Source organism: Neisseria sp. HMSC15G01 (assembly GCF_001808255.1).
GTDB classification, from domain to species: Bacteria; Pseudomonadota; Gammaproteobacteria; order Burkholderiales; family Neisseriaceae; genus Neisseria; species Neisseria subflava_A.
The window spans coordinates 1-23,248 of sequence record NZ_KV792674.1; the positions used below are offsets into that span (position 1 = coordinate 1).

16 protein-coding genes, 1 tRNA gene and 1 pseudogene are annotated in these 23,248 nt (G+C 49.2%); 7 read left to right on the top strand and 11 right to left on the bottom strand.

From position 1 onward, the window contains the following. The first annotated feature begins 138 nt into the window (after nt 1–138). The 4 genes from HMPREF3139_RS04925 to putA all read left to right on the top strand — a co-directional run bounded on the left by HMPREF3139_RS04925 (nt 139) and on the right by putA (nt 9,210). Nucleotides 139–2,352: a RelA/SpoT family protein gene (locus HMPREF3139_RS04925; RefSeq protein ID WP_070460959.1), complete on the top strand. Its 2,214-nt coding sequence runs from the start codon at nt 139–141 to the stop codon at nt 2,350–2,352. 251 nt (nt 2,353–2,603) lie between these two features. Then, nucleotides 2,604–3,398, top strand: a complete 795-nt coding sequence (locus HMPREF3139_RS04930) for a formate/nitrite transporter family protein (RefSeq protein ID WP_070460961.1) — start codon at nt 2,604–2,606, stop codon at nt 3,396–3,398. 456 nt (nt 3,399–3,854) lie between these two features. Beyond that, on the top strand, nt 3,855–5,381 hold the full coding sequence (putP, locus tag HMPREF3139_RS04935) for a sodium/proline symporter PutP (protein WP_070460963.1): 1,527 nt from the start codon (nt 3,855–3,857) through the stop codon (nt 5,379–5,381). A 223-nt stretch (nt 5,382–5,604) separates the two neighbouring features. Beyond that, the gene (gene putA / locus HMPREF3139_RS04940) at nt 5,605–9,210 is read left to right on the top strand and encodes a bifunctional proline dehydrogenase/L-glutamate gamma-semialdehyde dehydrogenase PutA (RefSeq protein ID WP_070460966.1); all 3,606 of its coding nucleotides are present in this window, start codon (nt 5,605–5,607) and stop codon (nt 9,208–9,210) included. A 55-nt stretch (nt 9,211–9,265) separates the two neighbouring features. Here putA and nth read toward each other — a convergent pair whose 3' ends face one another. The 4 genes from nth to HMPREF3139_RS04960 form a co-directional block, all read right to left on the bottom strand. Beyond that, the gene (gene nth / locus HMPREF3139_RS04945) at nt 9,266–9,895 is read right to left on the bottom strand and encodes an endonuclease III (RefSeq protein ID WP_049323145.1); all 630 of its coding nucleotides are present in this window, start codon (nt 9,893–9,895) and stop codon (nt 9,266–9,268) included. A gap of 124 nt (nt 9,896–10,019) precedes the next feature. Then, nucleotides 10,020–11,399 carry a Na+/H+ antiporter NhaC gene (nhaC, locus tag HMPREF3139_RS04950; protein WP_070460969.1) on the bottom strand — a complete coding sequence of 460 codons (1,380 nt, stop codon included), beginning with the start codon at nt 11,397–11,399 and terminating at the stop codon, nt 10,020–10,022. Between the two features lie 180 nt (nt 11,400–11,579). Next, nucleotides 11,580–12,203 carry an alpha/beta fold hydrolase gene (locus tag HMPREF3139_RS04955; RefSeq protein WP_070460972.1) on the bottom strand — a complete coding sequence of 208 codons (624 nt, stop codon included), beginning with the start codon at nt 12,201–12,203 and terminating at the stop codon, nt 11,580–11,582. A gap of 92 nt (nt 12,204–12,295) precedes the next feature. Next, on the bottom strand, nt 12,296–13,519 hold the full coding sequence (locus tag HMPREF3139_RS04960; protein ID WP_070460974.1) for a sugar MFS transporter: 1,224 nt from the start codon (nt 13,517–13,519) through the stop codon (nt 12,296–12,298). Nucleotides 13,520–13,793: 274 nt separating this feature from the next. Between HMPREF3139_RS04960 and HMPREF3139_RS04965 the strand changes: the two genes are divergently transcribed. Continuing rightward, nucleotides 13,794–14,207 (top strand): YqaA family protein, encoded by a 414-nt coding sequence (locus HMPREF3139_RS04965; protein WP_049331084.1) that lies wholly within the window; start codon nt 13,794–13,796, stop codon nt 14,205–14,207. Nucleotides 14,208–14,279: 72 nt separating this feature from the next. On the opposite strand, the gene HMPREF3139_RS04970 is transcribed toward HMPREF3139_RS04965, so the two are convergent. The 4 genes from HMPREF3139_RS04970 to HMPREF3139_RS04985 form a co-directional block, all read right to left on the bottom strand. Next, nucleotides 14,280–15,473, bottom strand: coding sequence for an amino acid aminotransferase (locus HMPREF3139_RS04970; RefSeq protein WP_004520646.1), 1,194 nt, complete (start codon nt 15,471–15,473; stop codon nt 14,280–14,282). A 98-nt stretch (nt 15,474–15,571) separates the two neighbouring features. Beyond that, complete coding sequence (locus HMPREF3139_RS04975; protein WP_070460975.1) at nt 15,572–16,222, bottom strand: HAD family hydrolase; 651 nt, start codon at nt 16,220–16,222, stop codon at nt 15,572–15,574. 68 nt (nt 16,223–16,290) lie between these two features. Then, on the bottom strand, nt 16,291–17,235 hold the full coding sequence (locus tag HMPREF3139_RS04980) for a cation diffusion facilitator family transporter (protein ID WP_070460977.1): 945 nt from the start codon (nt 17,233–17,235) through the stop codon (nt 16,291–16,293). Between the two features lie 15 nt (nt 17,236–17,250). After that, nucleotides 17,251–18,081, bottom strand: coding sequence for a ferritin-like domain-containing protein (locus HMPREF3139_RS04985; RefSeq protein ID WP_070460979.1), 831 nt, complete (start codon nt 18,079–18,081; stop codon nt 17,251–17,253). Nucleotides 18,082–18,370: 289 nt separating this feature from the next. Between HMPREF3139_RS04985 and lolA the strand changes: the two genes are divergently transcribed. Further along, complete coding sequence (lolA, locus tag HMPREF3139_RS04990) at nt 18,371–18,991, top strand: outer membrane lipoprotein periplasmic chaperone LolA (RefSeq protein WP_036493771.1); 621 nt, start codon at nt 18,371–18,373, stop codon at nt 18,989–18,991. 77 nt (nt 18,992–19,068) lie between these two features. Here the strand turns inward: lolA and glmM are convergent. Both glmM and HMPREF3139_RS05000 read right to left on the bottom strand, forming a co-directional pair. Further along, a pseudogene (glmM, locus tag HMPREF3139_RS04995) lies at nt 19,069–20,407 on the bottom strand (phosphoglucosamine mutase). A 199-nt stretch (nt 20,408–20,606) separates the two neighbouring features. Further along, complete coding sequence (locus HMPREF3139_RS05000) at nt 20,607–21,464, bottom strand: c-type cytochrome (protein ID WP_070460981.1); 858 nt, start codon at nt 21,462–21,464, stop codon at nt 20,607–20,609. 285 nt (nt 21,465–21,749) lie between these two features. Here HMPREF3139_RS05000 and HMPREF3139_RS05005 point away from each other — a divergent pair. Then, nucleotides 21,750–21,825 (top strand) — tRNA-Arg (locus HMPREF3139_RS05005). A gap of 91 nt (nt 21,826–21,916) precedes the next feature. Here the strand turns inward: HMPREF3139_RS05005 and HMPREF3139_RS05010 are convergent. Continuing rightward, a complete protein-coding gene (locus HMPREF3139_RS05010) occupies nt 21,917–23,110 on the bottom strand; it encodes an amino acid aminotransferase (RefSeq protein ID WP_070460983.1) in 1,194 nt (397 codons plus the stop codon). Between the last annotated feature and the right edge of the window lie 138 nt (nt 23,111–23,248).

Genomic DNA, 23,248 nt, shown 5'->3' on the forward strand with positions numbered 1-23,248 from the left:
ATTGCAAGTTGGGTAGCCCAGGCCGTCTGAAACAAGGCTTCCTGAAACATAGTGCCGCATTCGCATACAAATCTAGGGCTGTCGGCAAGAAACTGTTACAATGGCAACGTTTTTATCAAAAAGAAAAAAACGCACGCCATGACCACTATTCGCCAAACGCCCCAAACATCGAGTGCAACGCTGGAAGGCCTCCTCGCATGGTTCGACGGCTATGTTGCCGCGCTGCCTGATCCCGATAAAAACCTAATTCAGACGGCCTTTGACCTGTCTAAAGAACATTATCCTGCCGATGCCCTAACGACTTACGGCGAGCCTTTAATGGAACATTTTCTCGGCTCGATGCAAATCGTCAGCGAACTCGACTTATTGCCCGATGCCGTGGCCGCTACGATTTTGTCCGACATCGGCAAATACGTTCCCACTTGGCGCGAATTGGTTACCGAACGCTGCAACAGTACCGTTTGCGAGCTGGTCAAAGGCGTGGACGAAGTACAGAAACTGACCCAATTCGCCCGCGTAGACAGCCTTGCCACGCCGGAAGAGCGCGCCCAACAAGCCGAAACCATGCGTAAAATGCTGTTGGCGATGGTTACCGACATCCGCGTCGTCCTGATCAAACTGGCCATGCGTACGCGCACCCTGCAATTTTTAAGCAACGTTCCTGACAACCCTGAAAAGCGCGCCGTTGCCAAAGAAACCCTCGACATTTTTGCCCCGCTCGCCAACCGCTTGGGCGTGTGGCAACTCAAATGGCAGCTCGAAGATTTGGGCTTCCGCCATCAAGAGCCGGAAAAATACCGCGAAATCGCCCTGCTTTTGGACGAAAAGCGCACCGAGCGCCTCGAATACATCGAAAACTTCCTCAATATCCTGCGTACGGAACTGAAAAAATACAATATTCATTTTGAAGTTGCCGGAAGACCGAAGCACATCTACTCCATTTACAAAAAAATGGTGAAGAAAAAGCTCACTTTCGACGGCCTGTTCGACATCCGCGCTGTGCGGATTTTGGTGGACACCATTCCCGAGTGTTACACCACGCTGGGTATTGTCCACAGCCTCTGGCAGCCGATTCCGGGCGAGTTTGACGACTATATCGCCAACCCGAAAGGCAACGGCTATAAAAGTTTGCACACCGTTATCGTCGGCCCGGAAGACAAAGGTGTGGAAGTCCAAATCCGCACCTTCGACATGCACCAATTCAATGAATTCGGTGTTGCCGCCCACTGGCGTTATAAAGAAGGCGGCAAAGGCGATTCCGCCTACGAACAAAAAATCGCTTGGTTGCGCCAACTCCTAGACTGGCGCGAAAACATGGCTGAAAGCGGCAAAGAAGACCTTGCCGCCGCCTTTAAAACCGAGCTGTTCAACGATACGATTTATGTTTTGACCCCGCACGGCAAAGTCCTCTCCCTGCCTACGGGCGCCACCCCCATCGACTTTGCCTATGCCCTGCACAGCAGCGTAGGCGACCGTTGCCGCGGCGCAAAAGTCGAAGGACAAATCGTGCCGCTGTCCACACCATTGGAAAACGGCCAACGCGTTGAAATCATTACCGCCAAAGAAGGAAATCCTTCCGTCAACTGGCTCTACGAAGGCTGGGTCAAATCCAACCGCGCCATCAGCAAAATCCGTGCCTATATCCGCCAGCAAAATGCGGATACCGTGCGCGAAGAAGGCCGCGCCCAGCTGGACAAACAGTTGTCAAAAATCTTCCCCAAACCCAATCTGCAAGCATTGGCGGAAAAACTCGGCTTCAAAAAAACCGATGAACTCTATACGGCCATCGGTCAGGGCGAAGTTTCCAACCGCGCCATCCACAAAGCCTGCGGTGCGCTGAATGAGCCGCCTCCTGTGCCGATTGATGAAACCAATATCGTCAAGCAGTCCAAAATCAAAAAAGGCGGCAAAAACGGCATTTTGATTGACGGCGAAGACGGCTTAATGACCACACTTGCCAAATGCTGCAAACCGGCACCTCCTGACGATATTGTGGGCTTTGTTACCCGCGACCGCGGTATTTCCGTCCACCGCAATACCTGCCCTTCTTTCCGCCACCTTGCCGAACAGGCTCCGGAAAAAGTGTTGAACGCAAGCTGGGCAGCCTTGCAAGAAGGACAAGTGTTTGCCGTCGATGTTGAAATCCGCGCCCAAGACCGCTCCGGTTTGCTTCGCGATGTTTCGGATGCGCTGGCGCGTCATAAACTCAACGTTACCGCAGTGCAAACCCAATCGCGTGATTTGGAAGCCAGTATGCGCTTTACCCTTGAAGTCCGCCAAGTCAATGACCTGCCGCGCGTATTAGCCAGCTTAGGCGACATCAAAGGCGTTTTAAGCGTAACGCGCTTGTAGTTCTAACGCACCAAGCAAATCTAAAGGCCGTCTGAAAGCAACTTTTTCAGACGGCCTTTTAAGTTTTTAACACACCAATATCTCAACGCTTCAACTTATCTTTCTTAAAAAGTCAGCCGCAGCCTTAGTCACCTCAATATATAACCCCCTCTTCTATTCTTACAACCAGTTGTTATTTCCTACCGGCATCATTCTCAGGCAAACTTATTATCCTCATGATAAACAAGATATTTCCAATTTAAGAGAGCCTCATGAATACACGAGATTTGTACCCTCACGAGATTTTGCAGGAAGCCATCGGCAAGAGCTGCGCCAAGTCTGAGTTCAGCATCAAAATGTTGGTGATTTTGAGTTTTTTAGGCGGCGGCTATGTCGGCTTCGGCTATCTTGCCTGCCTGCGCGTCATCAGTGGCATTCCGGCCGAATGGAACGGCCTGGCCGCCCTTTTGGGTGCGTCTGTGTTCCCGATTGCGCTGATTTGCATCTTAATCGGCGGCGGTGAGCTGGCAACAGGCAATATGATGATTATGGCTTTGGGCAGATTAACCGGCCGCGTCAGCACCTACAAACTGGTACGCAACTGGCTCATTGTCAGCTTGGGCAATCTGGCAGGCGCTGTTGCCATGGCCTATTTCCTCGGCCACTATGTCGGCTTGGCAGAGGGAGCGGCTGCGGCTAAAACCATTGCCATTGCCGAAGCCAAAGTTAATATGGACTTTGGCCGTGCCTTCGTTTCCGCTATCGCATGTAACTGGATGGTGTGCATGGGTATTTGGTTCTATTTCGGCTCACGTCATACTTCAGGCCGCATTTTGGCAACTTGGTTTCCGGTCATGATCTTCGTGTTAATCGGTTTCCAACACTTTGTCGCCAATATGTTCATCATTCCGGCCGGTATTTGGGCAGGCGCAAATGTCAGCTGGGGTCAATTTTTCTACAATATGATTCCCGTCTTCTTAGGCAATGTCCTCGGCGGATCGTCTTTTGTTGCCGCTTTCTATCTCTTCGCTTATAAACATTTGTTAAAAGAAGATTTTTCTATTTAGTTTAAACTGACTCACTACCCCGTATTCATCAGAAATACGGGGTAGTGCCGTTATCAGGCCGTCTGAACAGCTCCTTTCGTGTCGCATAATTACGCTTTTTCTCTGCATAACGTTTCATTTATAGGAAAGATAGTTTCATTGTCTTTCCTTTTCTCCAATTTAAGATAATTTTTGCAATCTTTTGTTTTCAAATAACTTCCCCTCAAAAGCGCTACGATTTTTCATAAAGCCCGTGTTCCGTGCTTTGCAAAACAAAAAATTTACTGTATTCTGAATTTAATTATTTACAATTTAATATGGATTGGTTACATATCCTATTGTATTTGAAAATAATTTATCCTGACTCTCTCGTGAAAAACAGGATTTTTAAGCTGTATTTTTATTAGAAAAAAGTTTGGGTACGAATTGTTTGCAATTTCAAAACCCGTATTTATAAGTTAGATGAGGAATAAATACATGAATCCCATGTATATCACTTTCGCGATTTATCTGATCGCCGTATTACTGATCGGCCTCGCCGCCTATTTTTCAACACGAAACTTCGACGACTACATCCTCGGCGGCCGTAGCTTGGGTCCGTTCGTTACTGCGATGTCTGCCGGTGCTTCCGATATGTCAGGTTGGCTTTTGATGGGTTTGCCCGGTGCCATTTACCTGAGCGGTTTGAATGAAGCTTGGATTGCCATTGGTCTGATTGTGGGTGCATACCTCAACTGGCTTTTGGTCGCAGGCCGTCTGCGCGTACATACCGAATACGCCAACAACGCGCTGACGCTCCCTGATTACTTCTTCCACCGCTTTGGTGCCGGCGGTCACTTGATGAAAGTGGTTTCTGCACTGATTATCTTGTTCTTCTTCACTATTTACTGTGCTTCAGGCATCGTAGCCGGTGCTACCCTGTTCCAAAGCCTGTTCCACGATCTGTCTTACACTCAAGCCATGTGGCTGGGTGCCGGCGCAACCATCGCCTACACTTTCTTGGGCGGTTTCTTGGCCGTAAGTTGGACCGATACCCTGCAAGCTTCTTTGATGATTTTTGCATTGGTACTGACTCCTATAATGGTGTATTTGGGTTTGGGTGGTGCAGATCAAATGAACGCGGCCATCCAACAAGTTGCCGCTTCTACCGGTAAAGAATACGGCAGCCTGTTTGCCGGTACTACTTTCATCGGCATTATCTCTACCGCCGCTTGGGGCTTGGGCTATTTCGGCCAACCACACATTTTGGCTCGCTTTATGGCTGCTGAAAGCGCTAAATCTCTGGTTTCTGCACGCCGTATCGGTATGACTTGGATGATTCTGTGTATGGCCGGTGCTGTGGCTGTCGGCTACTTCGGTATCGCTTACTTCGGCGCCAACCCTGCACACGTTGAAGAAATGAACGGCAACCACGAACGTATCTTCATCGCTTTGGCTACCCTGCTCTTCAACCCTTGGATTGCCGGTATCATCTTGAGCGCGATTCTCGCCGCCGTAATGTCTACCCTGTCTTGCCAATTGTTGGTTTGCTCCAGCGCGATTACCGAAGACTTCTACAAAGGCTTCCTGCGTAAAAAGGCACAACAAGCTGAATTGGTATGGATTGGCCGTCTGATGGTATTGGCGATTGCCGTGATTTCTATCCTGATTGCTTCTGACCCTAACAGTAAAGTATTAGGCTTGGTAGCTTATGCATGGGCCGGCTTTGGTGCCGCATTCGGTCCGGTTGTTATCCTGTCTGTTTTGTGGAAACGCATTACTGCCTACGGCGCACTCTCCGGCATGATTGCAGGCGCGCTGACTGTGGTTGTTTGGGCTGAGTGGATCAAAAAACCTGCTTTGGCCGCACAAGAAACAGGCTTCTCTACCGTCTATGAAATCGTTCCCGGCTTCATCGCTTGTACCCTCGTAATTGTTTTGGTCTCTCTGATCGACAAAAAACCTTCACGCGAATTGCAAGAACGTTTCGAAAAAGCAGACGCAGAATACCGCGCCTCTAAATAAGACGTTTTCAGACGGCCTGCATGATTCCGTGCAGGCCGTCTTTATGAAATAAACTGTTTCAAAATAATCTGAGCCTTATCAGAAAAAACAGCAATTTATGCGGATGCATCTTGTATCCGCATCATAATTTTATTACGATATTACTATCCTTCAGAATGCTTGTTTTAGCAGTCTTAATTCAGGCCGTCTGAAACCATGAAAAAACCTTTGGAGAACATAAATAATGTTTAACTTCGCTTTTCCAACACAAACTCCTCTGCGTCAAGCTGTAACTGATGCCTACCGCCGCGATGAAATCGAGGCCGTTCAGGATATGTTGCAACGTGCACAGATGACCGACGAAGAACGCAATGCCGCCTCCGAGCTTGCCCGTCGTTTGGTTACCCAAGTCCGTGCCAGCCGTACCAAAGCCAGCGGTGTAGATGCCTTGATGCACGAGTTCTCCCTCTCCAGTGAAGAAGGTGTTGCACTGATGTGTCTGGCTGAAGCCCTGCTGCGCATTCCGGACAATGCCACCCGTGACCGCCTGATTGCCGACAAAATCTCTGAAGGCAACTGGAAAAGCCACTTGAACAACAGCCCTTCCCTCTTCGTTAACGCGGCCGCATGGGGTCTGCTGATTACCGGCAAACTGACCGCGACAAACGACAAACAGATGAGTTCCGCATTGAGCCGTCTGATCAGCAAAGGCGGCGCCCCTCTGATCCGTCAAGGCGTTAACTACGCCATGCGCCTGCTGGGCAAACAGTTCGTCACCGGTCAAACCATTGAAGAAGCGCTGCAAAACGGTAAAGAGCGCGAGAAAATGGGTTACCGCTTCTCTTTCGATATGTTGGGTGAAGCCGCATACACCGAAGAAGATGCCAACCGCTACTACAACGACTACGTTCAAGCCATTCACGCCATCGGTAAAGATGCCGCTGGCCAAGGCGTTTACGAAGGCAACGGTATCTCCGTCAAACTTTCCGCCATCCACCCACGCTACTCACGCGCCCAACACGAACGCGTGATGAACGAACTGCTGCCACGCCTGAAAGAATTGTTCCTTTTGGGTAAAAAATACGATATCGGTATCAACATCGACGCCGAAGAAGCCAACCGTCTCGAATTGTCTTTGGACTTGATGGAAGCGTTGGTTTCCGATCCTGACTTGGCAGGCTACAAAGGTATCGGTTTCGTTGTTCAGGCCTACCAAAAACGTTGCCCGTTTGTTATCGACTATCTGATCGACCTGGCCCGCCGCAACAACCAAAAACTGATGATCCGTTTGGTGAAAGGCGCATACTGGGACAGCGAAGTGAAATGGGCTCAAGTAGACGGCATGGAAGGCTATCCGACTTACACCCGTAAAGTCCACACCGACATCTCCTACCTCGCCTGCGCACGCAAACTCTTGGATGCGCAAGATGCCGTGTTCCCACAATTTGCCACCCACAACGCCTACACCTTGGGCGCAATCTACCAAATGGGTAAAGGCAAAGACTTCGAACACCAATGTCTGCACGGCATGGGCGAAACCCTGTACGACCAAGTGGTCGGCCCGCAAAACTTAGGTCGCCGCGTACGCGTGTATGCCCCGGTCGGCACACACGAAACCCTGCTCGCCTACTTGGTACGCCGCCTGTTGGAAAACGGTGCGAACTCTTCTTTCGTGAACCAAATCGTTGACGAAAACATCAGCATCGACCGCCTGATTAAGAGCCCGTTCGACACCATCGCCGAACAAGGCATCCATCTGCATCCGGCATTGCCTCTGCCGCGCGATTTGTATGGCAAAGGCCGTCTGAACTCCCAAGGCGTCGATTTCAGCAACGAAAACGTATTGCAAAACCTGCAAGAAAAACTCAACCAAGCTTCTTCCGAAGACTTCCACGCTGCTTCTATCGTCAATGGCGAAGCGCGTAACGTGGGCAAAGCGCAACCCGTCCGCAACCCTGCAGACCACAACGATGTTGTCGGCACTGTCAGCTTTGCCGATGCGGCATTGGCTCAAGAAGCTATTGGTGCAGCCGTTGCCGCCTTGCCGGAGTGGAGCGCCAAACCTGCTTCAGAACGCGCCGACTGCCTGCGCCGTTTTGCCGACCTCTTGGAACAACACACGCCTGCATTGATGATGCTGGCCGTCCGCGAAGCCGGTAAAACCTTAAACAACGCCGTTGCCGAAGTACGAGAAGCCGTTGACTTCTGTCGCTACTATGCCAACGAAGCTGAAAACACCTTGCCTAAAGATGCCAAAGCTGTCGGCGCAATCGTTGCCATCAGCCCATGGAACTTCCCATTGGCCATCTTTACCGGCGAAGTGGTTTCTGCATTGGCAGCCGGTAACACCGTTATCGCCAAACCTGCCGAACAAACCAGCCTGATTGCTACTTACGCAGTTTCCCTGATGCATCAAGCCGGTATTCCGACTTCTGCGCTGCAACTCGTACTCGGCGCAGGCGATGTCGGCTCTGCCCTGACCGGCGATGCCCGCATCGGCGGTGTGATCTTCACCGGTTCTACCGAAGTAGCGCGCCTGATCAACAAAGCCCTGTCCAAACGCGACGACAGCCCTGTCCTGATTGCCGAGACCGGTGGTCAAAACGCGATGATTGTGGACTCTACCGCCCTGCCGGAACAAGTCTGCCTCGACGTATTGAACTCTGCCTTCGACAGCGCAGGCCAACGTTGTTCCGCTCTGCGTATCTTGTGCGTTCAAGAAGATGTTGCCGATAAAATGGTCAACATCATCAAAGGCGCAATGGACGAATTGGTTGTCGGCAAACCGACCCAACTGACCACAGATATTGGCCCTGTCATCGATGCTGAAGCCCAACAAAACCTGTTGGCCCACATCAACCGAATGAAAGGCGTAGCGAAGGCTTACCACGAAATCAAAACTGCCGCCGACGTTGATGACAACAACTCTACTTTCGTTCGTCCAATCCTGTTTGAATTGAACAACCTGAACGAGTTGCAACGCGAAGTGTTCGGTCCTGTATTGCACGTTGTCCGCTACCGCGCCAGCGAATTGGATCAACTCATCGACCAAATCAACGCCAAAGGCTATGCTCTGACCAGCGGTGTACACAGCCGTATCGAAGGCACTGTCGACCATATCCGCGACCGCATCGAAGCCGGTAACATCTACGTTAACCGCAACATCGTTGGTGCTGTTGTCGGCGTACAACCTTTCGGCGGTCACGGCTTGTCCGGTACCGGTCCAAAAGCAGGCGGTTCATTCTATCTGCAACGCCTGGTTCGTACTCCTGAATGGATTGCCCCAACCCTCAGCCGAATCGGCCAAGCAGACGAAGACGCACTCAAACGTTTGGAAACCCTGGTTCACAAACTGCCGTTTAACGCAGAAGAGAAAAAAGCCGCAGCCGCAGCTTTGGGTCACGCACGCGTCCGTACCCTGCGCAAAGCCGAAACCGTATTGGTCGGCCCGACCGGCGAACGCAACTCATTGAGCTGGCGCTCTCCAAAACGTATTTGGGTACATGGCGGCAATCTGCTGCAAGCCTTCTCTGCCCTGACCGAGCTGGCAGCCGCAGGCATCCAAACCGTTGTTGAGCCTAACAGCCCATTGGCTTCCTACTCAGCCGATTTGGACGGTTTGTTACAAGTCAACAGCAAACCTGAAAACGCAGGCATCAGCCATGTTGCCGCTATCGAGCCTTTGAGCAGCGAGCGCAAACAAGAGTTGGCCGGCCGCGACGGTGCACTCATCCGCATTCTGCCTTCCGAACAAGGTCTGGACATCCTGCAAGTATTTGAAGAAATCTCTTGCAGTATCAATACTACCGCTGCCGGTGGTAATGCCAGCCTGATGGCAGTTGCCGACTAATCGTAGCCAAATCAAAGGCCGTCTGAAATTCAGACGGCCTTTTTTATGTTTTTATTTACATTTTTGCCGGATATTCGCACAAATCGTTAATCAGGCATTTGCTACATTGAGGTTTCAAAGCCTTGCACGTATAGCGGCCGTGCAAAATCAACCAATGATGAGCATCCATCAAAAATTCTTTGGGAATAAAGCGCATCAGCTTGTCTTCAACTTCGCGCACATCCTTGCCCGGCGCGATTTTGGTGCGGTTGGCCACACGGAAAATATGGGTATCGACCGCCATAACAGGTTGCCCGAATGCAGTATTCAACACCACATTGGCTGTTTTACGGCCAACACCGGGCAAAGATTCCAAAGCCTCTCGGTCGGCAGGCACTTCGCCATTGTATTTTTCCAGCAAAATACGGCAAGTCTGCATGATGTGTTTGGACTTAGTTTTGTAGAGGCCTATGGTTTTGGTGTATTCCATCACGCCGTCCAGCCCCAAATCCAACATGGCTTGCGGCGTATTGGCAACTGGAAAGAGTTTGGCAGTCGCTTTGTTCACGCCGACATCAGTTGCTTGTGCAGACAATAAAACGGCGATAAGCAGCTCAAACGGCGAGCTGAAATTCAACTCGGTAGTCGGATGAGGATTGGCAGCGCGGAAACGCTCGAAAATTTCTTGGCGGATTTGTTTGTTCATTGTTTGGATTATTTTTTTATTGGCGCAGCAATTATAGTGAAATCATGTTGATACGGCTACTTCAAGTAAAACAAGGCCGTCTGAAATTGTTTTCAGACGGCCTGATTATCAAACAGCCTACTGTTTATTTTTTACTCAAAGTCAACCCTGTCCAGCCAAACACCAGCGTCAGAGCCAAACTCAAGTAGCAGAAGAAGGCATAAGGCAGGTATTCCCAAACAGGCACACCCAAGGCATGGCTGATGAATACGCCACAGACGCTCCAAGGCACCAACGGGTTGATGACCGTACCCGCATCTTCCAGCGTACGGGCAAGGTTGCGCGAATGCAGACCAAGCTTGTCATAAACCGGCTTAAAGGTTTCGCCGGAAAGCAGGATACTCAAATATTGCTCGCCAATCAGGAAGTTGACACCGACCGATGTCATGGCCACGCTGAAAGTAGCGCGTCCAGCATTGGTCAGGAACGCACGAATAGCCTCCAACAAAGACGGAATCACACCGATACTGAACAACAGGCCGCCCAAGCTCATGCCGAGTATCACGATGGTTTGCGTAAAGAACATGCTTTCCAAACCGCCGCGAGAAATCAAACGGGCAATGTCTTTAAATGCTTCACCTTCGAGTTTGTATCCGCCGTAAAACCACGCACCCAGCTGTTTCAAATCAGGCGTACTGTGGAAGTAAGTCACAATCAGCGCCACCACAACGGTAAACAACATAGCCACAATGGCATTTACGCGCATCAGGGCAAGGATAACCAGTAAGGCAAACGGAATCAGCGAGTAGGCATGCACCAAACCGGTTGCTTCCAATTGCGCGCGAAAAGCTTCGACGCTGTTCATGTCATGCGCGGCAACATTGGGCAAGAGCCACAACATCAACGCCGCACTGATCAACCACGCAGGCACAGTGGTGTACATCATGTTTTTGATGTGCTCGAACAAATCAATGCCGACAATCGAAGCGGAAATACCGGTCGTATCGGAAAGCGGCGACATTTTATCGCCAAAGAACGCACCCGACACAATCGCGCCTGCCGTCATCGCCATATCGGCATGAAACGCAGCCGCCATACCCATAAATGCCACGCCGACAGTCGCACAAGTCGTCAAACTACTGCCGATGGAAATACCGATGATTGAGCAAAGCGCAAACGCCGAGAAATAAAAATAAGTCGGCGAAATCAATCCGAAACCGTAATACATCAGCGTCGGAATCGCACCGCTCATCATCAGCGCGCTGACCATCAGGCCGATAAAGAAAAACAGATAAATCGCACCCATGCCCTGCCCGACCGCGCCTATCATACCGTTTTGCATGTCTTGATATTTCAAGCCACGCATCAAACCGTACAACAGCAAGACCACGATCGCCGTCACAATCGACATATGCGGCAGCCATTCAAGCGAAATAATCGTGTAACCCATTGCCGCCACCAAAGCCAAGGCCACAGCGATGGCCTCAAAGCGCGGCATATTAAGTAAGGATTTGAAAGCAAACATTGTTCTTTGCCTTTTTAATAAGTATTTAACAGATTTTAGCATAACAGGCCGTCTGAAACCCGATTTTCAGACGGCCTGCCTGTTATTTTATAAAAACAGCTTCAGTAAAACTGCGACACTTTCTTTAAAATATATTAAATTATTAACATTAAATACTTTTAAATTAAAATAAATGAAATTTTATTGCTTTTTAAAACGTCCATCATGCAAAAATGCCACCACCTGCTCAACCGTTTTACGGTTAAACAGCATACCGCTATGGCTGACAGGCAAAACGACATGATCACGCATATTCGGACAATGCGTTTCGCTGACCAAAACCGTACCATCATGTTCGCCATGCAAACCTAAAACACGGCCCAGCCCATACGGTTTATTGCCGGCAATACTGCCCAACTTAACGCCCTCTGGCAATTCAGGCATACCACCGTCCAATGCGCCTTTATACGAGCCGCCCAATACCGGCTTTTGCAAACCCATATTGAACACACGTTGAGCGGCACGGCTGCCTTGATGCGGCGTACCCATGGTAACAATACGGCCGCTGACTTTATCCGGATATGCCGCCGCAAAATTGCGTAAGACCAACCCGCCCAAACTATGACCGACAAAGTGCAGCGTTTCATCAGCATGGTTCTCATCAATCCATCGCGCCAAGTCCTCAACATGCCGATTCATCGAGTGCAACACACTGCAATAATCGAACAGCGCAACTTCAAAACCTTCTTGTTCCAGCAAATACGCCAGCGGTCTCATGACCCACGAATGCATGTGCAAGCCATGCAGCAAAATGATTTTGGCCATTTTTTCCTCCTGTCATTTAAATCATTATGCCACAAAGTAAAAAGGCCGTCTGAAATCCCATAAGGTTTCAGACGGCCTTTTATCATGATGAATTATTCGTCAGCTTTGTAGCCTTTTATAGCAAAGAAGACGATGTATACGTAACAAATCGCTGATACAACGAAAGAAATCATCAGACCTTGAGTATCCGCTACCCAACCTTGTACCACAGGCACAACCGCACCGCCGACAATCGCAGTACACAATACGCCGGAAGCGCTGCTGGTGAATCGGCCAAGACCTTTGGTTGCCAAAGAGAAAATCGTTGGGAACATGATGGAATTGAAGAAACCGATGGCCAACAATGCCCACATCGCAACATCTGCACTGGCTTTACCTGCCAACATAGCTACGCCCAACAGGACAACAGCAGCGGTAGCATTGAATGCCAAATAGCGGTTAGGCGCAATTTTCGCCATGATGGCAGAGCCTAAGAAGCGACCAACCATCGCGCCGCCCCAGTAGAACGACAGATATTTTGCAGCAGATGCGTGGTCCAAACCTTTCAGGTAACCCAACACGTTGACCAACAAAGAACCGATAGATACTTCTGCACCAACATAACAGAAAATACCGGCCGCACCAAAAATCAAGTGGCGGTATTGCCATACGCTGTGTTTACCATCATGGTTGTGTTCACTCTCTTCTTCAGCAATTTTGTTTGCATCAGGCAGACGAATCATTTTGACGAACACAGCCAAAATAATCAGCAAACCTGCCAAACCCAAATATGGAATTTGAACAGAAGAAATTTGCTCGGCTTTGCTGACAGTTTGTGTCGCATCAGCCAAAATCAGGAATGCCCCGATTTGCGGAGCAATGGTCGTACCCAAAGAGTTGAATGCCTGAACCAAAGTCAGTGTTGCAGATTCTTTACCTGGTTTGGACAGCAGGGTCACATAAGGGTTACCCGCCACTTGCAACAGCGTTACACCTGAAGCCAAAATGAACAGCGCACCCAAGAAAGTAGGATAAGAATGGCTGCCGGCGGCAGGATAGAACAACAGACAGCCGATGGCAGTCAATACGAAACCGCCGATTACACCGTTTTTATAGCCGATTTTGCCGACCAAATAACCCATAGGGATCGACATAATCGCATAAGCGGTAAAGAAACAGAATTGAATCAGCATCGCCTGAACATAAGTCAGTTCGAAAATATCTTTCAGGTGCGGAATCAAAATATCGTTCATGCAGGTAATGAAACCCATCATGAAAAAGAGTGTGGTTAGGACAACCAGCGCAGGAGTATGATTTTGTTGTGAATGCGCAGACATGATTTGCCTTTCGTTTTGTTAAGATTTGCTGGAAAAATGAGCTTAAATCAGTTCATTAAACTTAACACCCATTAACAGCCGCCCGTATCATACTGATAATCCGTCACTTTGAAAACTATTTTCTAACAGCCGACTACATTATCCTTCAGTCGTTTAATTTTAAAAATTTCAATAATATTGGATTTATATTTTATTAGATTAAAAAATAAAGGCATAATCCTCTTATTAAACCTATTATTTCTTTTTTACAATATCACTTGATGTAACTCAAAACATGCCCCCTCTTTACGCTTACCTTGCCCTGATTGCTTCTGCCTTCACTTCAGCCACACTACTTCCGGGTACATCCGAGGCGGCATACGCCGCATTTGTGTACCAATATCCGCAACATGCCCTCGGCGCATGTTTGTGTGCCGGTTTGGCGAATGGCTTGGGCAGTATGGTTTCGTATTACATGGGCAGAATGTTTCCGTCCAAGAAAAGGCCGTCTGAAAAAGTATTGGCGCGTATACAAAGATGGGGAATTTGGCCACTATTATTTGCATGGCTGCCGATTATCGGCGATGCACTCCCCCTTGCCGCAGGCTGGCTCAGGCTCAATGCTTTGCATTGCGCCATCATTCTGATTGCAGGCAAACTGCTGCGCTATGCCATGATTTATTGGGGAATGAACGCAGTTGCCGGATAAGCTTCGACAACCAAAAATAAAGGCCGTCTGAATGATTCAGACGGCCTTTGCCGTTTGCCTTTAATTCGACAATTACAAGACTTTCACAATGCTTTCGCACAGGTAGTCGATATTGTCATCGGTAATACCGGCGACGTTGATGCGGCCGGAACGGACGGCATAAATGGCAAACTCATTTTTCAAACGGTCAACTTGTTCGGGAGTCAGACCGCTGAAAGAGAACATACCGTTTTGTTCAATAATGAAATCAAAGTCTTGGGTTGCACCTTTTGCTTTGAGCAACTCGACAAATTTTTGGCGCATGGCTTTGATACGGCCACGCATTTCGTCAAGTTCGGCAATCCATTGTGCTTTCAAATCATCATTTTTCAACACCAGCGCAATGGTGTTCGCACCGTGTGAAGCCGGGTTGGAATACAAGGTACGGATGATGGTTTTGACTTGGCTGTGGGCGCGGGCTGCTGTTTCTTCATCTTCGGCCACCAAAGTGAACGCGCCGACGCGCTCGTTGTACATACCGAAGTTTTTGGAATAAGAGCTGGCAATCAGCAATTCTGTATTGTGTTTCAAGAACACGCGCAAGCCGTAGGCATCTTCTTCCAAGCCATTGCCGAAGCCTTGATAAGCAAAGTCAAACAGTGGCAACCAGCCTTTTTCGGCAGAAAGTTTTGCCAAAGTTTCCCATTGTTCGGGCGTAGGGTCGATGCCGGTAGGGTTGTGGCAGCAGCCGTGCAGCAGGACGATGTCGCCTTTTTGAGCTTGGCTCAAGTCTTCAATCATGCCGTCCCAATCCAAACCGTGTTTGGCGGCATCATAGTAGCGATAAGGTTTGTCTTGGATGCCGACCGCTTTGGCGATGGCATTGTGGTTAGGCCAAGTTGGATTGGAAATCCAGATGGTTTGCGCGTTCAACTGACGTTTGACAAACTCGGCCGCAATACGCAATGCGCCTGTACCGCCAAGGCTTTGCGCTGTTTTGGCGCGACGGCTGGCGATGATTTCGTGGTCTTTGCCAAACAGCAGAATTTGGGTTTGTTCGTTGTAGTCGGCAACGCCGTCGATGGTCAGGTAGTTTTTGGTTGTTTCGCTTTCCAACAGGCGTTTTTCAGCCTCTTTGACGGCTTTGACAATAGGCGTCGCGCCGGATGCATCTTTGTACACGCCGATACCGAGATTGACTTTCTCCGGACGGGTTTCGGCTTTAAACGCCTCGCCCAAACCTAAAATCGGATCAGCAGGAGCAGCTTCGATATGCTTGAAGAACATGATTTTTCTCTTTACAAGTGTAAAACGGTTGAAAAAATACAAACTTAGTACGATTTTACGCCGTTTCAAGCCGTCTGAAAACGGATTATTACAGGGTTTTAACGCAAGATTGCCAACAAATCCAAAGGCGTGGCAATACGGAAATCAGCAAGCCAGTTTTCAGTTTGGTCTTCGGCAGAAATATAGCCCCAATCGGCAAGCACGGTCGTCATGCCTGCATTCTTGCCTGCCTGCATATCGCGCTCTGCATCACCGACATAAAAACATCGCTGCGCCTCAACGCCAATCTGTTCGCACGCATAAAACATAGGCTTCACGCTGGGCTTGGGTTCATCGCAAGTATCGCCGCTGACAATGACGGCAGGAGGCACGGTAAACCCGAGCTTAGGCACGAGGACATCGGTAAAACGCATGGGCTTATTGGTGATAATGCCCCATTGGATACCGTGTTGGACTAAGGCTTCAAGCATTTCGTTTACGCCGTCGAACAAGATGGTTTGATCGGCATAACAGCGGCTGTATTCGTCCAAAAACTCTTTGCGCCATTGCATATAGTCCGGATGGTCGGGCGTAATGCCTGCGCCAAGTTTGAGCAAACCGCTCGCACCATGACTGGCCTGCGGACGGATTTCATCCATGCTTTTTTCTGGCAAACCGTGTCGGCGCAATACCGTATTGAGCGCACCACCCAAATCAAGCGCGGTATCGGCAAGCGTGCCGTCAAGGTCGAATAATACGGCTTGGATCATAAGTGTTCCTTTGATGATTTTAGAAGGCGTCTGAACAATTCAACAAGTTTCAGACGGCCTGAATATGGTTAATGGTGATGATGTTCGTGCATTTCCTGCGAACACAAAACTTCATCTTTATGCGGGTGCCGTTGGCTTTCAATCTGAATCGTACAATGTCCGATGTTATGATGCGCCAATTCATGTTCGACGCGGTAGGCGATTTGTTCGGACTCTGCAACCGTCATGCTGCCATCTACAACAATATGGCAGGACAAAACGTGGATATTGCTGGTAATCGTCCAAACATGCAAGTCGTGAACGGATTTTACGCCCTCCGTATTGCGGATAATGCTGAGCAACTCATCGGTATGGATGTTTTCCGGCGCGCCTTCCATCAAAATGTGCAAAGTCTGTTTAAACAGCTTCCAGCCGCTGCGCCCTACCAAAGCCGCCACCAATACGCTGGCTACCGTATCCGCCCATTGCCAACCATACGCCATCATCAGTACCGCTGCGACAATCGCCCCTATCGAGCCGAATAAATCGCTGATTACGTGCAGATACGCGCCACGCATATTGACGTTTTCTTCAGTATCACCATTTTTCAACATATAAACGGCGACGCCGATGTTGACCAGCAAACCGATGATACTGACCACCAACATGCCGCCCGTCAAAATTTCCGGCGGATAAAACAATCGTTTGACTGCTTCATAAAAAATCATCGCCGCAATCAACACCAGCGACAATCCGTTAAACATCGCCGTCAAAATTTCAAAACGCTTATAGCCAAATGTCTTTTGCAGCGTGGTCTGTTTCTCGCCAAGTTTGAATGCCCACAATGCTACGCCCAGCGAAAACGCATCGCTGAACATATGCCCCGCATCGGAAAGCAGGGCCAAAGAGTTGGTCAGCCAGCCGCCGACAGCTTCAACCAGCATAAATCCGGCAATGACGAAAAATGAAATGCGCAATACCTGCTTATTGGCGGTATGCGTGTGCGCGTGCGAATGATCGTGATGATGTGCCATGATGATTTTACCGTTTCAGACGGCCTTTTTATCCTGTTTCAAACTTTTCTCAAAATCTTCCAACATATCCAGCTCGAAACGGCTGAATCCTGCGCGTTCCCGTGCTTCGATATTGACGTAGCCGCGGAAGATAAACATATCGTAACGCGCAATCAGGCTGCGGAACAAGGCAACCGGTTCCAAACCGCGCTCACGGCAAAGATGCTGATACCAATGATTGCCGATGGCGACATGCCCCACTTCATCGCGATAAATAATATCCAACACATCGCAGGTTTCCACATCGCCACGCTGCGCCACTTTTGCACGAATACCCGGCGTGACATCCAAACCGCGCGCTTCCAACACCCGCGGTACCAAAGCCATACGCAACAAGGGATCGTAAGCAGTTTTATACGCCATATCCCACAAATGCCCGTGCGCTTCAAAATCGCCGTAATCGTAGCCCAAGCTGTTCAGACGGCCGCGCATCAAGCCGAAGTGAAACACTTCTTCTTTCGCCACCCTTACCCAATCGCGTACAAACTGAAACGGCATATTGCGAAAACGATACGCCGCATCCAAAGCCAGATTAATCGCATTAAATTCGATGTGCGCAATCGCGTGCAACATCGCCGCATAGCCTTCGACCGTATTCATCTTGCGCGGCGTGACTTCCGAAGGGGCAACCAAACGCGGACGGAGCGGATGTCCGGCAAAACGGCAATCCACAGGTTTCGACTCTTCAACCGTCAAACCTTCCGCCTTGCCCAACTGCGCAAACAAGGCCTGCGTCAATTTTCCTTTTTCATCCGGATTGTCCGACAGCAAAGCCTGTTCCAATAAAGGATAAGGATTCAGATACATACAAAACCATTGTTTTCAAAAGATAAATATTATAACCGTTTTAAAAAGCAAACAGAAAGACTATAATTTCACGCTTTCCGTAAAATGACATTAAATACCACACCAAGCCCTTATGTGTTTCATTAAAAAAACGTCAAAACCAAATGCAGGCCGTCTGAAGAAATGAAATTATTTCAGTCACTTGATTGGATTTTTCATATTTACACAAATTAAACCCTCCATTCAGCCCCTTGCCTGTTACACCATAACGTCTATACTGAACCCATCTCTCCGAACAAGGAACCAAAACATGAAAACTACCCGACTGTTCACCCTGACCGCTGCCGCGCTGCTTTCTTCAGCCATCGGCTTTGCACAAGCCGGCGCAGTGGACGCCCTGAAAAAATTCAATAATGACGCCGACGGTATCAGTGGCAACTTCAGCCAAACCGTTCACAGCAAAAAGAAAACCCAAACTACATACGGTACATTCAAAATCCTGCGCCCTGGCTTGTTCAAATGGGAATACACCAAACCCTATAAACAAACCATCGTTGGCGACGGCAAAACCATTTGGCTCTATGACGTAGATTTGGCGCAAGTAACCAAGTCCTCACAAGACCAAACCATCGGCGACAGCCCTGCCGCCATCCTCTCCAACAAAACGGCATTGGACAGCAGCTACACGCTAAAAGAAGACGGTTCTGCTAACGGTATCGACTACGTTTTGGCTACGCCTAAGAAAAACAACGCCGGCTACCAATACATCCGCATCGGCTTCAAAGGCGACAACCTCGCCGCCATGCAGCTGAAAGACAGCTTCGGCAACCAAACCAGCATCAGCTTCAGCGGTTTGAACACCAAGCCTAACCTTTCCAGCGGTATGTTCAAATTCACACCTCCTAAAGGCGTTGATGTCTTGAGCAACTAAGCTTTCAACTGAAACACAAAGGCCGTCTGAACAACAGACGGCCTTTTATTTAGTTCAATTCAAAATCAAACACACTGTTACTTTTGACCTTGAATGGCCGCGGCAATTTTTTCTGCGCCCTTTTTTCGCCCAGTCTGCCTGCTTGGCTTCCACCATCACGCGCACAACAGGCTCGGTACCGGATGCACGCAAGACCACGCGGCCTTTGCCTTCGAGTTCTTTTTCCACTTCAGCCAAAGCCTCTTTGGAAGCGTCCTGCCAGTTTTGGCCTTTTTTGATGCGGACGTTGATCATGGTTTGCGGATACGGCTGCCAATCGGCGCAAACGGTGGCAAGGTCTTGATTCAAGGTTTGCAATGCGGCCAAAACTTGTAGCGCGGAAATGATGCCGTCGCCGGTATTGTGTTTGTCCATGCACAAAATATGGCCGCTGGCTTCGCCGCCAATCAGCCAACCGCGTTGGTGGAGCTGTTCCAACACATAGCGGTCGCCCACTTTGGCACGGCAGAAATCAACGCCCTGCTCTTTCAAAGCAATTTCCATCGCCATATTGGTCATCACTGTACCCACCACACCGCCGATTTCCACGCCTTCGTGCGCGCGTGCTTTGGCAATCACATAAATCAGGCTGTCGCCGTCATACACTTTGCCATTGCGGTCAACCATCATCAAACGGTCGCCATCGCCGTCCAAGGCAATGCCGTAATCGGCTTCATTTTGCAGTACGGCAGCTTGCAAAGCTTTCGGATGGGTCGCACCACATTTCTCATTGATGTTGTAGCCGTTTGGCTCATCACCGATACTCACCACTTGCGCACCCAATTCGTGGAATACTTTAGGCGCAACTGCATAGCCTGCACCATTGGCGGTATCGACCACCAATTTCAGACCGCGCAAATCCAAATGACTTGGGAAAGTGGATTTACAGAACTCGATATAGCGGTCATCCGCACCATTAATCCGGCGCGCGCGGCCAAGACGGCTGGACGGCTGGGTTTTCATTTCTTCATCGATTTTGGCTTCAATTTCCAACTCGATTTCATCGCTCAGCTTCACACCGCCTTCGGCAAAGAATTTAATGCCGTTGTCGGAATAAACGTTATGGGAAGCAGAAATCATCACACCGGCAGACAAACGCAAAGCACGGGTCAGATACGCTACGCCCGGGGTTGGCAGAGGGCCGGTTTGAATAACATTGACACCGGCGGCGGTAAAACCGGCAATCAGCGCAGCTTCCAGCATATAGCCTGAAATACGCGTGTCTTTGCCGATTAAGACGGTTGGTTTGATTTCGCCTTCGTGCTGCACCAAAACCTGACCTGCCGCATAGCCTAATTTCAAGACAAAATCAGGATTGATAGGAAACTGACCGACTTCGCCACGCACACCGTCAGTACCGAAATATTTTTTTGCCATGAGATAACTCCGTGATTGTTTTGTCGTATGTGAATATAGTTAAACTTCTTTAAAAGAATATTGTGTTTGAAGGCCGTCTGAATCTTTCAGACAAACTACAATCTAGTACTCTCGTATTATAGCAAGATCAGGCCTTCCTGCACGAAAAAAGCGCATCCTATGCAGAATGCGCTTTCTATTCGAGAGTCAAAGTCAAATCTTAGAATTTAGCACCAGATTGATTAGCCATGTAATCAACTGCAGCTTTCACTTCATCGTCGCTCAGGCTGCCGTTACCGCCTTTGGCAGGCATTGCGTTAAAGCCTTCGATTGCATGTTTGTGCAGGGTGTCTTTACCTTGTTTGATACGAGGAGCCCAGTCTTCTTTTTTACCTACATGAGGAACACCGGGAACTGCACCGCCGTGACATGCTTGGCAGCTGGCTTCGTAAACTTTTTTACCGTCTGCACCACCGGCAGCTGCGCCTTTGTCTTCAGCTTTGGCAGCGTCTGCTTTAGGAGCATCTGCAGGAGCCACACCCTCAGCCGCTGGAGCTGAAGCAGCTTCGCCGGAAGCAGCGGCATCGGCAGGAGCCGCAGCATCAGGATCGGGGAAAGTACCGCCGGCTTTGTTGGCCATATAAGTAATCACGCGTTTCAATTCTTGGTCGGTCAAATCAGCTGCACCGCCTTTGGCAGGCATTGCGTTGAAACCGTTCAAAGCGTGTTGGAACAAGGTATCAAAGCCTTGGGCGATACGAGGAGCCCAATCGCCTTTGTTTTCAAATTTAGGCGCATTAGGAACGATACTGTCCGCCGCGTGACATTGGATACAGATTTTATTGAAAATCTGGTCGCCTTGACGCTCGCCGACTGGAATACCATCGCCCAATTTCAGTTGGCCGACTGGCTGGATACGGGTTTGAGTCGCAGCTTCGGTTGTTTCGGCAACATCGCCGAATGAACCGCTTCCCGCCAGTTTGATCAGGAAGTAAATCACTGCAATGACAATAACGATACCGCTCACAAGGGTGAACAATGCAGAGCCTTGGGCTTTGTGGTCGCGGAGTTGTTTCATTTGGTAGGCCTCGCCGTTAGGTTAGGTTGTGCTGTAAGTTATAGTTTATGTGTTAAACGCAGTTAACAATATTTTGCTGGATTATACTGAATTCGCAAAGGCTTTCCAATCCATCTTGAGAAAAAGATACGCAAAAATCCTCAAAAAGGCCGTCTGAAATCTATAAGCCTTTGTAGTTAATTGATTATTCCAGCCATGCAAAAAAGTGACCGCCAATGCCACTTTCAGACACTTTCAAGATAAACTTTGCCAATAAAGCCAATATGCGTTAACCTTACGGCTTTCGCACCCATAGCTCAGTTGGAAGAGTGTCAGTTTCCGAAGCTGGAGGTCACAGGTTCGATCCCTGTTGGGTGCGCCAATTATAAAGAGGCCGTCTGAAAGATGAAAATTTTTCAGACGGCCTTTTGATTTACTTCAAATAAAACTACATTCAATTTCAGATTGAACGGCTATTGCAACACTTTGGCAAATGCTTCGGCCACATAATCGATATTCGATGCATTCAATCCTGCCACACACATCCTGCCTGAATCCAGCAGGTAAACGGCAAACTCGTCACGCAGGCGGTGTACCTGCTCTACGGTTAGGCCTGTATAGCTGAACATACCGAGCTGTTTGATGAAATAGCTGAAATCGCGATTGGGAATTTTGGCCGTCAAAACATCATAAAGTTTCTGACGCATGGCACGGATGCGGTCGCGCATGGCGTAAACCTCATTTTCCCATAAAGCGCGTAGCTCCTCGCTATTCATCACATCAGATGCAATGTATGCGCCATGCGCGGCAGGACTGGAATAAATTCGGCGGACGGTAAATTTCAACTGTCCGAACACCAGCTCTGCTTCTTCCTTATTGGGACACACTACACTCAAACCGCCGACGCGTTCGCCATACAGCGACAGGTTTTTCGAAAAAGAGTTGCTGACAAACAAAGGCAGGCCCATTTCGACGGCTTTACGAATCGCATAAGCATCGTTGTCCAAATCCTCGCCGAAACCTTGATAGGCAATATCCATAAACGGAATCAGCTTGTGCGTTTTAACGATGTCCAACACTTCATCCCATTGCGCTTGCGACATATCGACGCCGGTCGGGTTTTGACAGCATGGATGTAAAATCAAGACGCTGTTTTCCGGCAAGGTCTTGAAAAACGCAGTCATTTCTTCAAATTTTACGCCGACGGTTTCAGGGTTGTAATAAGGATACGTCCCCACTTCAAAACCGGCACCTTCAAAAATACCCTTATGGTTGTCCCAAGTCGGGTCGCTGACATAGGCTTTCGCTTCAGGGAACCAACGGTGCAAAAAGTCGGCACCGACTTTCAACGCCCCCGAGCCGCCCAAGGTCTGTATGGTCGCAACGCGCCCTTCTGCCAACGCCGGATTATCCTGCCCAAACAGCAAACGCTGAACCGCGCTTCGGTAAGTGTCCAAACCTTCCATCGGCAGATAAGGCGATGGGCGCGGTACGGCCGCATGCTCTGCTTCTGCCCGGAGGACAGATTCCAAAACCGGCATTTTGCCTTCGCCATCAAAATAAATGCCTATGCTCAAATTGACTTTTTCAGAACGCTCGTCGCGTTTGAAGGTTTCAACCAAACTCAAAATCGGGTCGCCCGGATAATACTCGACATGACGGTACATGGTGCTTCCTTTGTTTTTAGACAGAATGGGGAAGATTGTGGCACTAAAAAGCCTTATTTGCAAAATCAGGCCGTCTGAAAAAATTCAGACGGCCTGATTATTTTGGGTAAGCGGATTAAATGGTTGATCTTACCTTTG

Coding starts and splice junctions, on each gene's coding strand:
- HMPREF3139_RS04925 (WP_070460959.1), top strand. CDS start 139: ATGACCACTATTCGCCAAACGCCCCAAACATCGAGTGCAACGCTGGAA.
- HMPREF3139_RS04930 (WP_070460961.1), top strand. CDS start 2,604: ATGAATACACGAGATTTGTACCCTCACGAGATTTTGCAGGAAGCCATC.
- putP (WP_070460963.1), top strand. CDS start 3,855: ATGAATCCCATGTATATCACTTTCGCGATTTATCTGATCGCCGTATTA.
- putA (WP_070460966.1), top strand. CDS start 5,605: ATGTTTAACTTCGCTTTTCCAACACAAACTCCTCTGCGTCAAGCTGTA.
- nth (WP_049323145.1), bottom strand. CDS start 9,895: ATGAACAAACAAATCCGCCAAGAAATTTTCGAGCGTTTCCGCGCTGCC.
- nhaC (WP_070460969.1), bottom strand. CDS start 11,399: ATGTTTGCTTTCAAATCCTTACTTAATATGCCGCGCTTTGAGGCCATC.
- HMPREF3139_RS04955 (WP_070460972.1), bottom strand. CDS start 12,203: ATGGCCAAAATCATTTTGCTGCATGGCTTGCACATGCATTCGTGGGTC.
- HMPREF3139_RS04960 (WP_070460974.1), bottom strand. CDS start 13,519: ATGTCTGCGCATTCACAACAAAATCATACTCCTGCGCTGGTTGTCCTA.
- HMPREF3139_RS04965 (WP_049331084.1), top strand. CDS start 13,794: ATGCCCCCTCTTTACGCTTACCTTGCCCTGATTGCTTCTGCCTTCACT.
- HMPREF3139_RS04970 (WP_004520646.1), bottom strand. CDS start 15,473: ATGTTCTTCAAGCATATCGAAGCTGCTCCTGCTGATCCGATTTTAGGT.
- HMPREF3139_RS04975 (WP_070460975.1), bottom strand. CDS start 16,222: ATGATCCAAGCCGTATTATTCGACCTTGACGGCACGCTTGCCGATACC.
- HMPREF3139_RS04980 (WP_070460977.1), bottom strand. CDS start 17,235: ATGGCACATCATCACGATCATTCGCACGCGCACACGCATACCGCCAAT.
- HMPREF3139_RS04985 (WP_070460979.1), bottom strand. CDS start 18,081: ATGTATCTGAATCCTTATCCTTTATTGGAACAGGCTTTGCTGTCGGAC.
- lolA (WP_036493771.1), top strand. CDS start 18,371: ATGAAAACTACCCGACTGTTCACCCTGACCGCTGCCGCGCTGCTTTCT.
- HMPREF3139_RS05000 (WP_070460981.1), bottom strand. CDS start 21,464: ATGAAACAACTCCGCGACCACAAAGCCCAAGGCTCTGCATTGTTCACC.
- HMPREF3139_RS05010 (WP_070460983.1), bottom strand. CDS start 23,110: ATGTACCGTCATGTCGAGTATTATCCGGGCGACCCGATTTTGAGTTTG.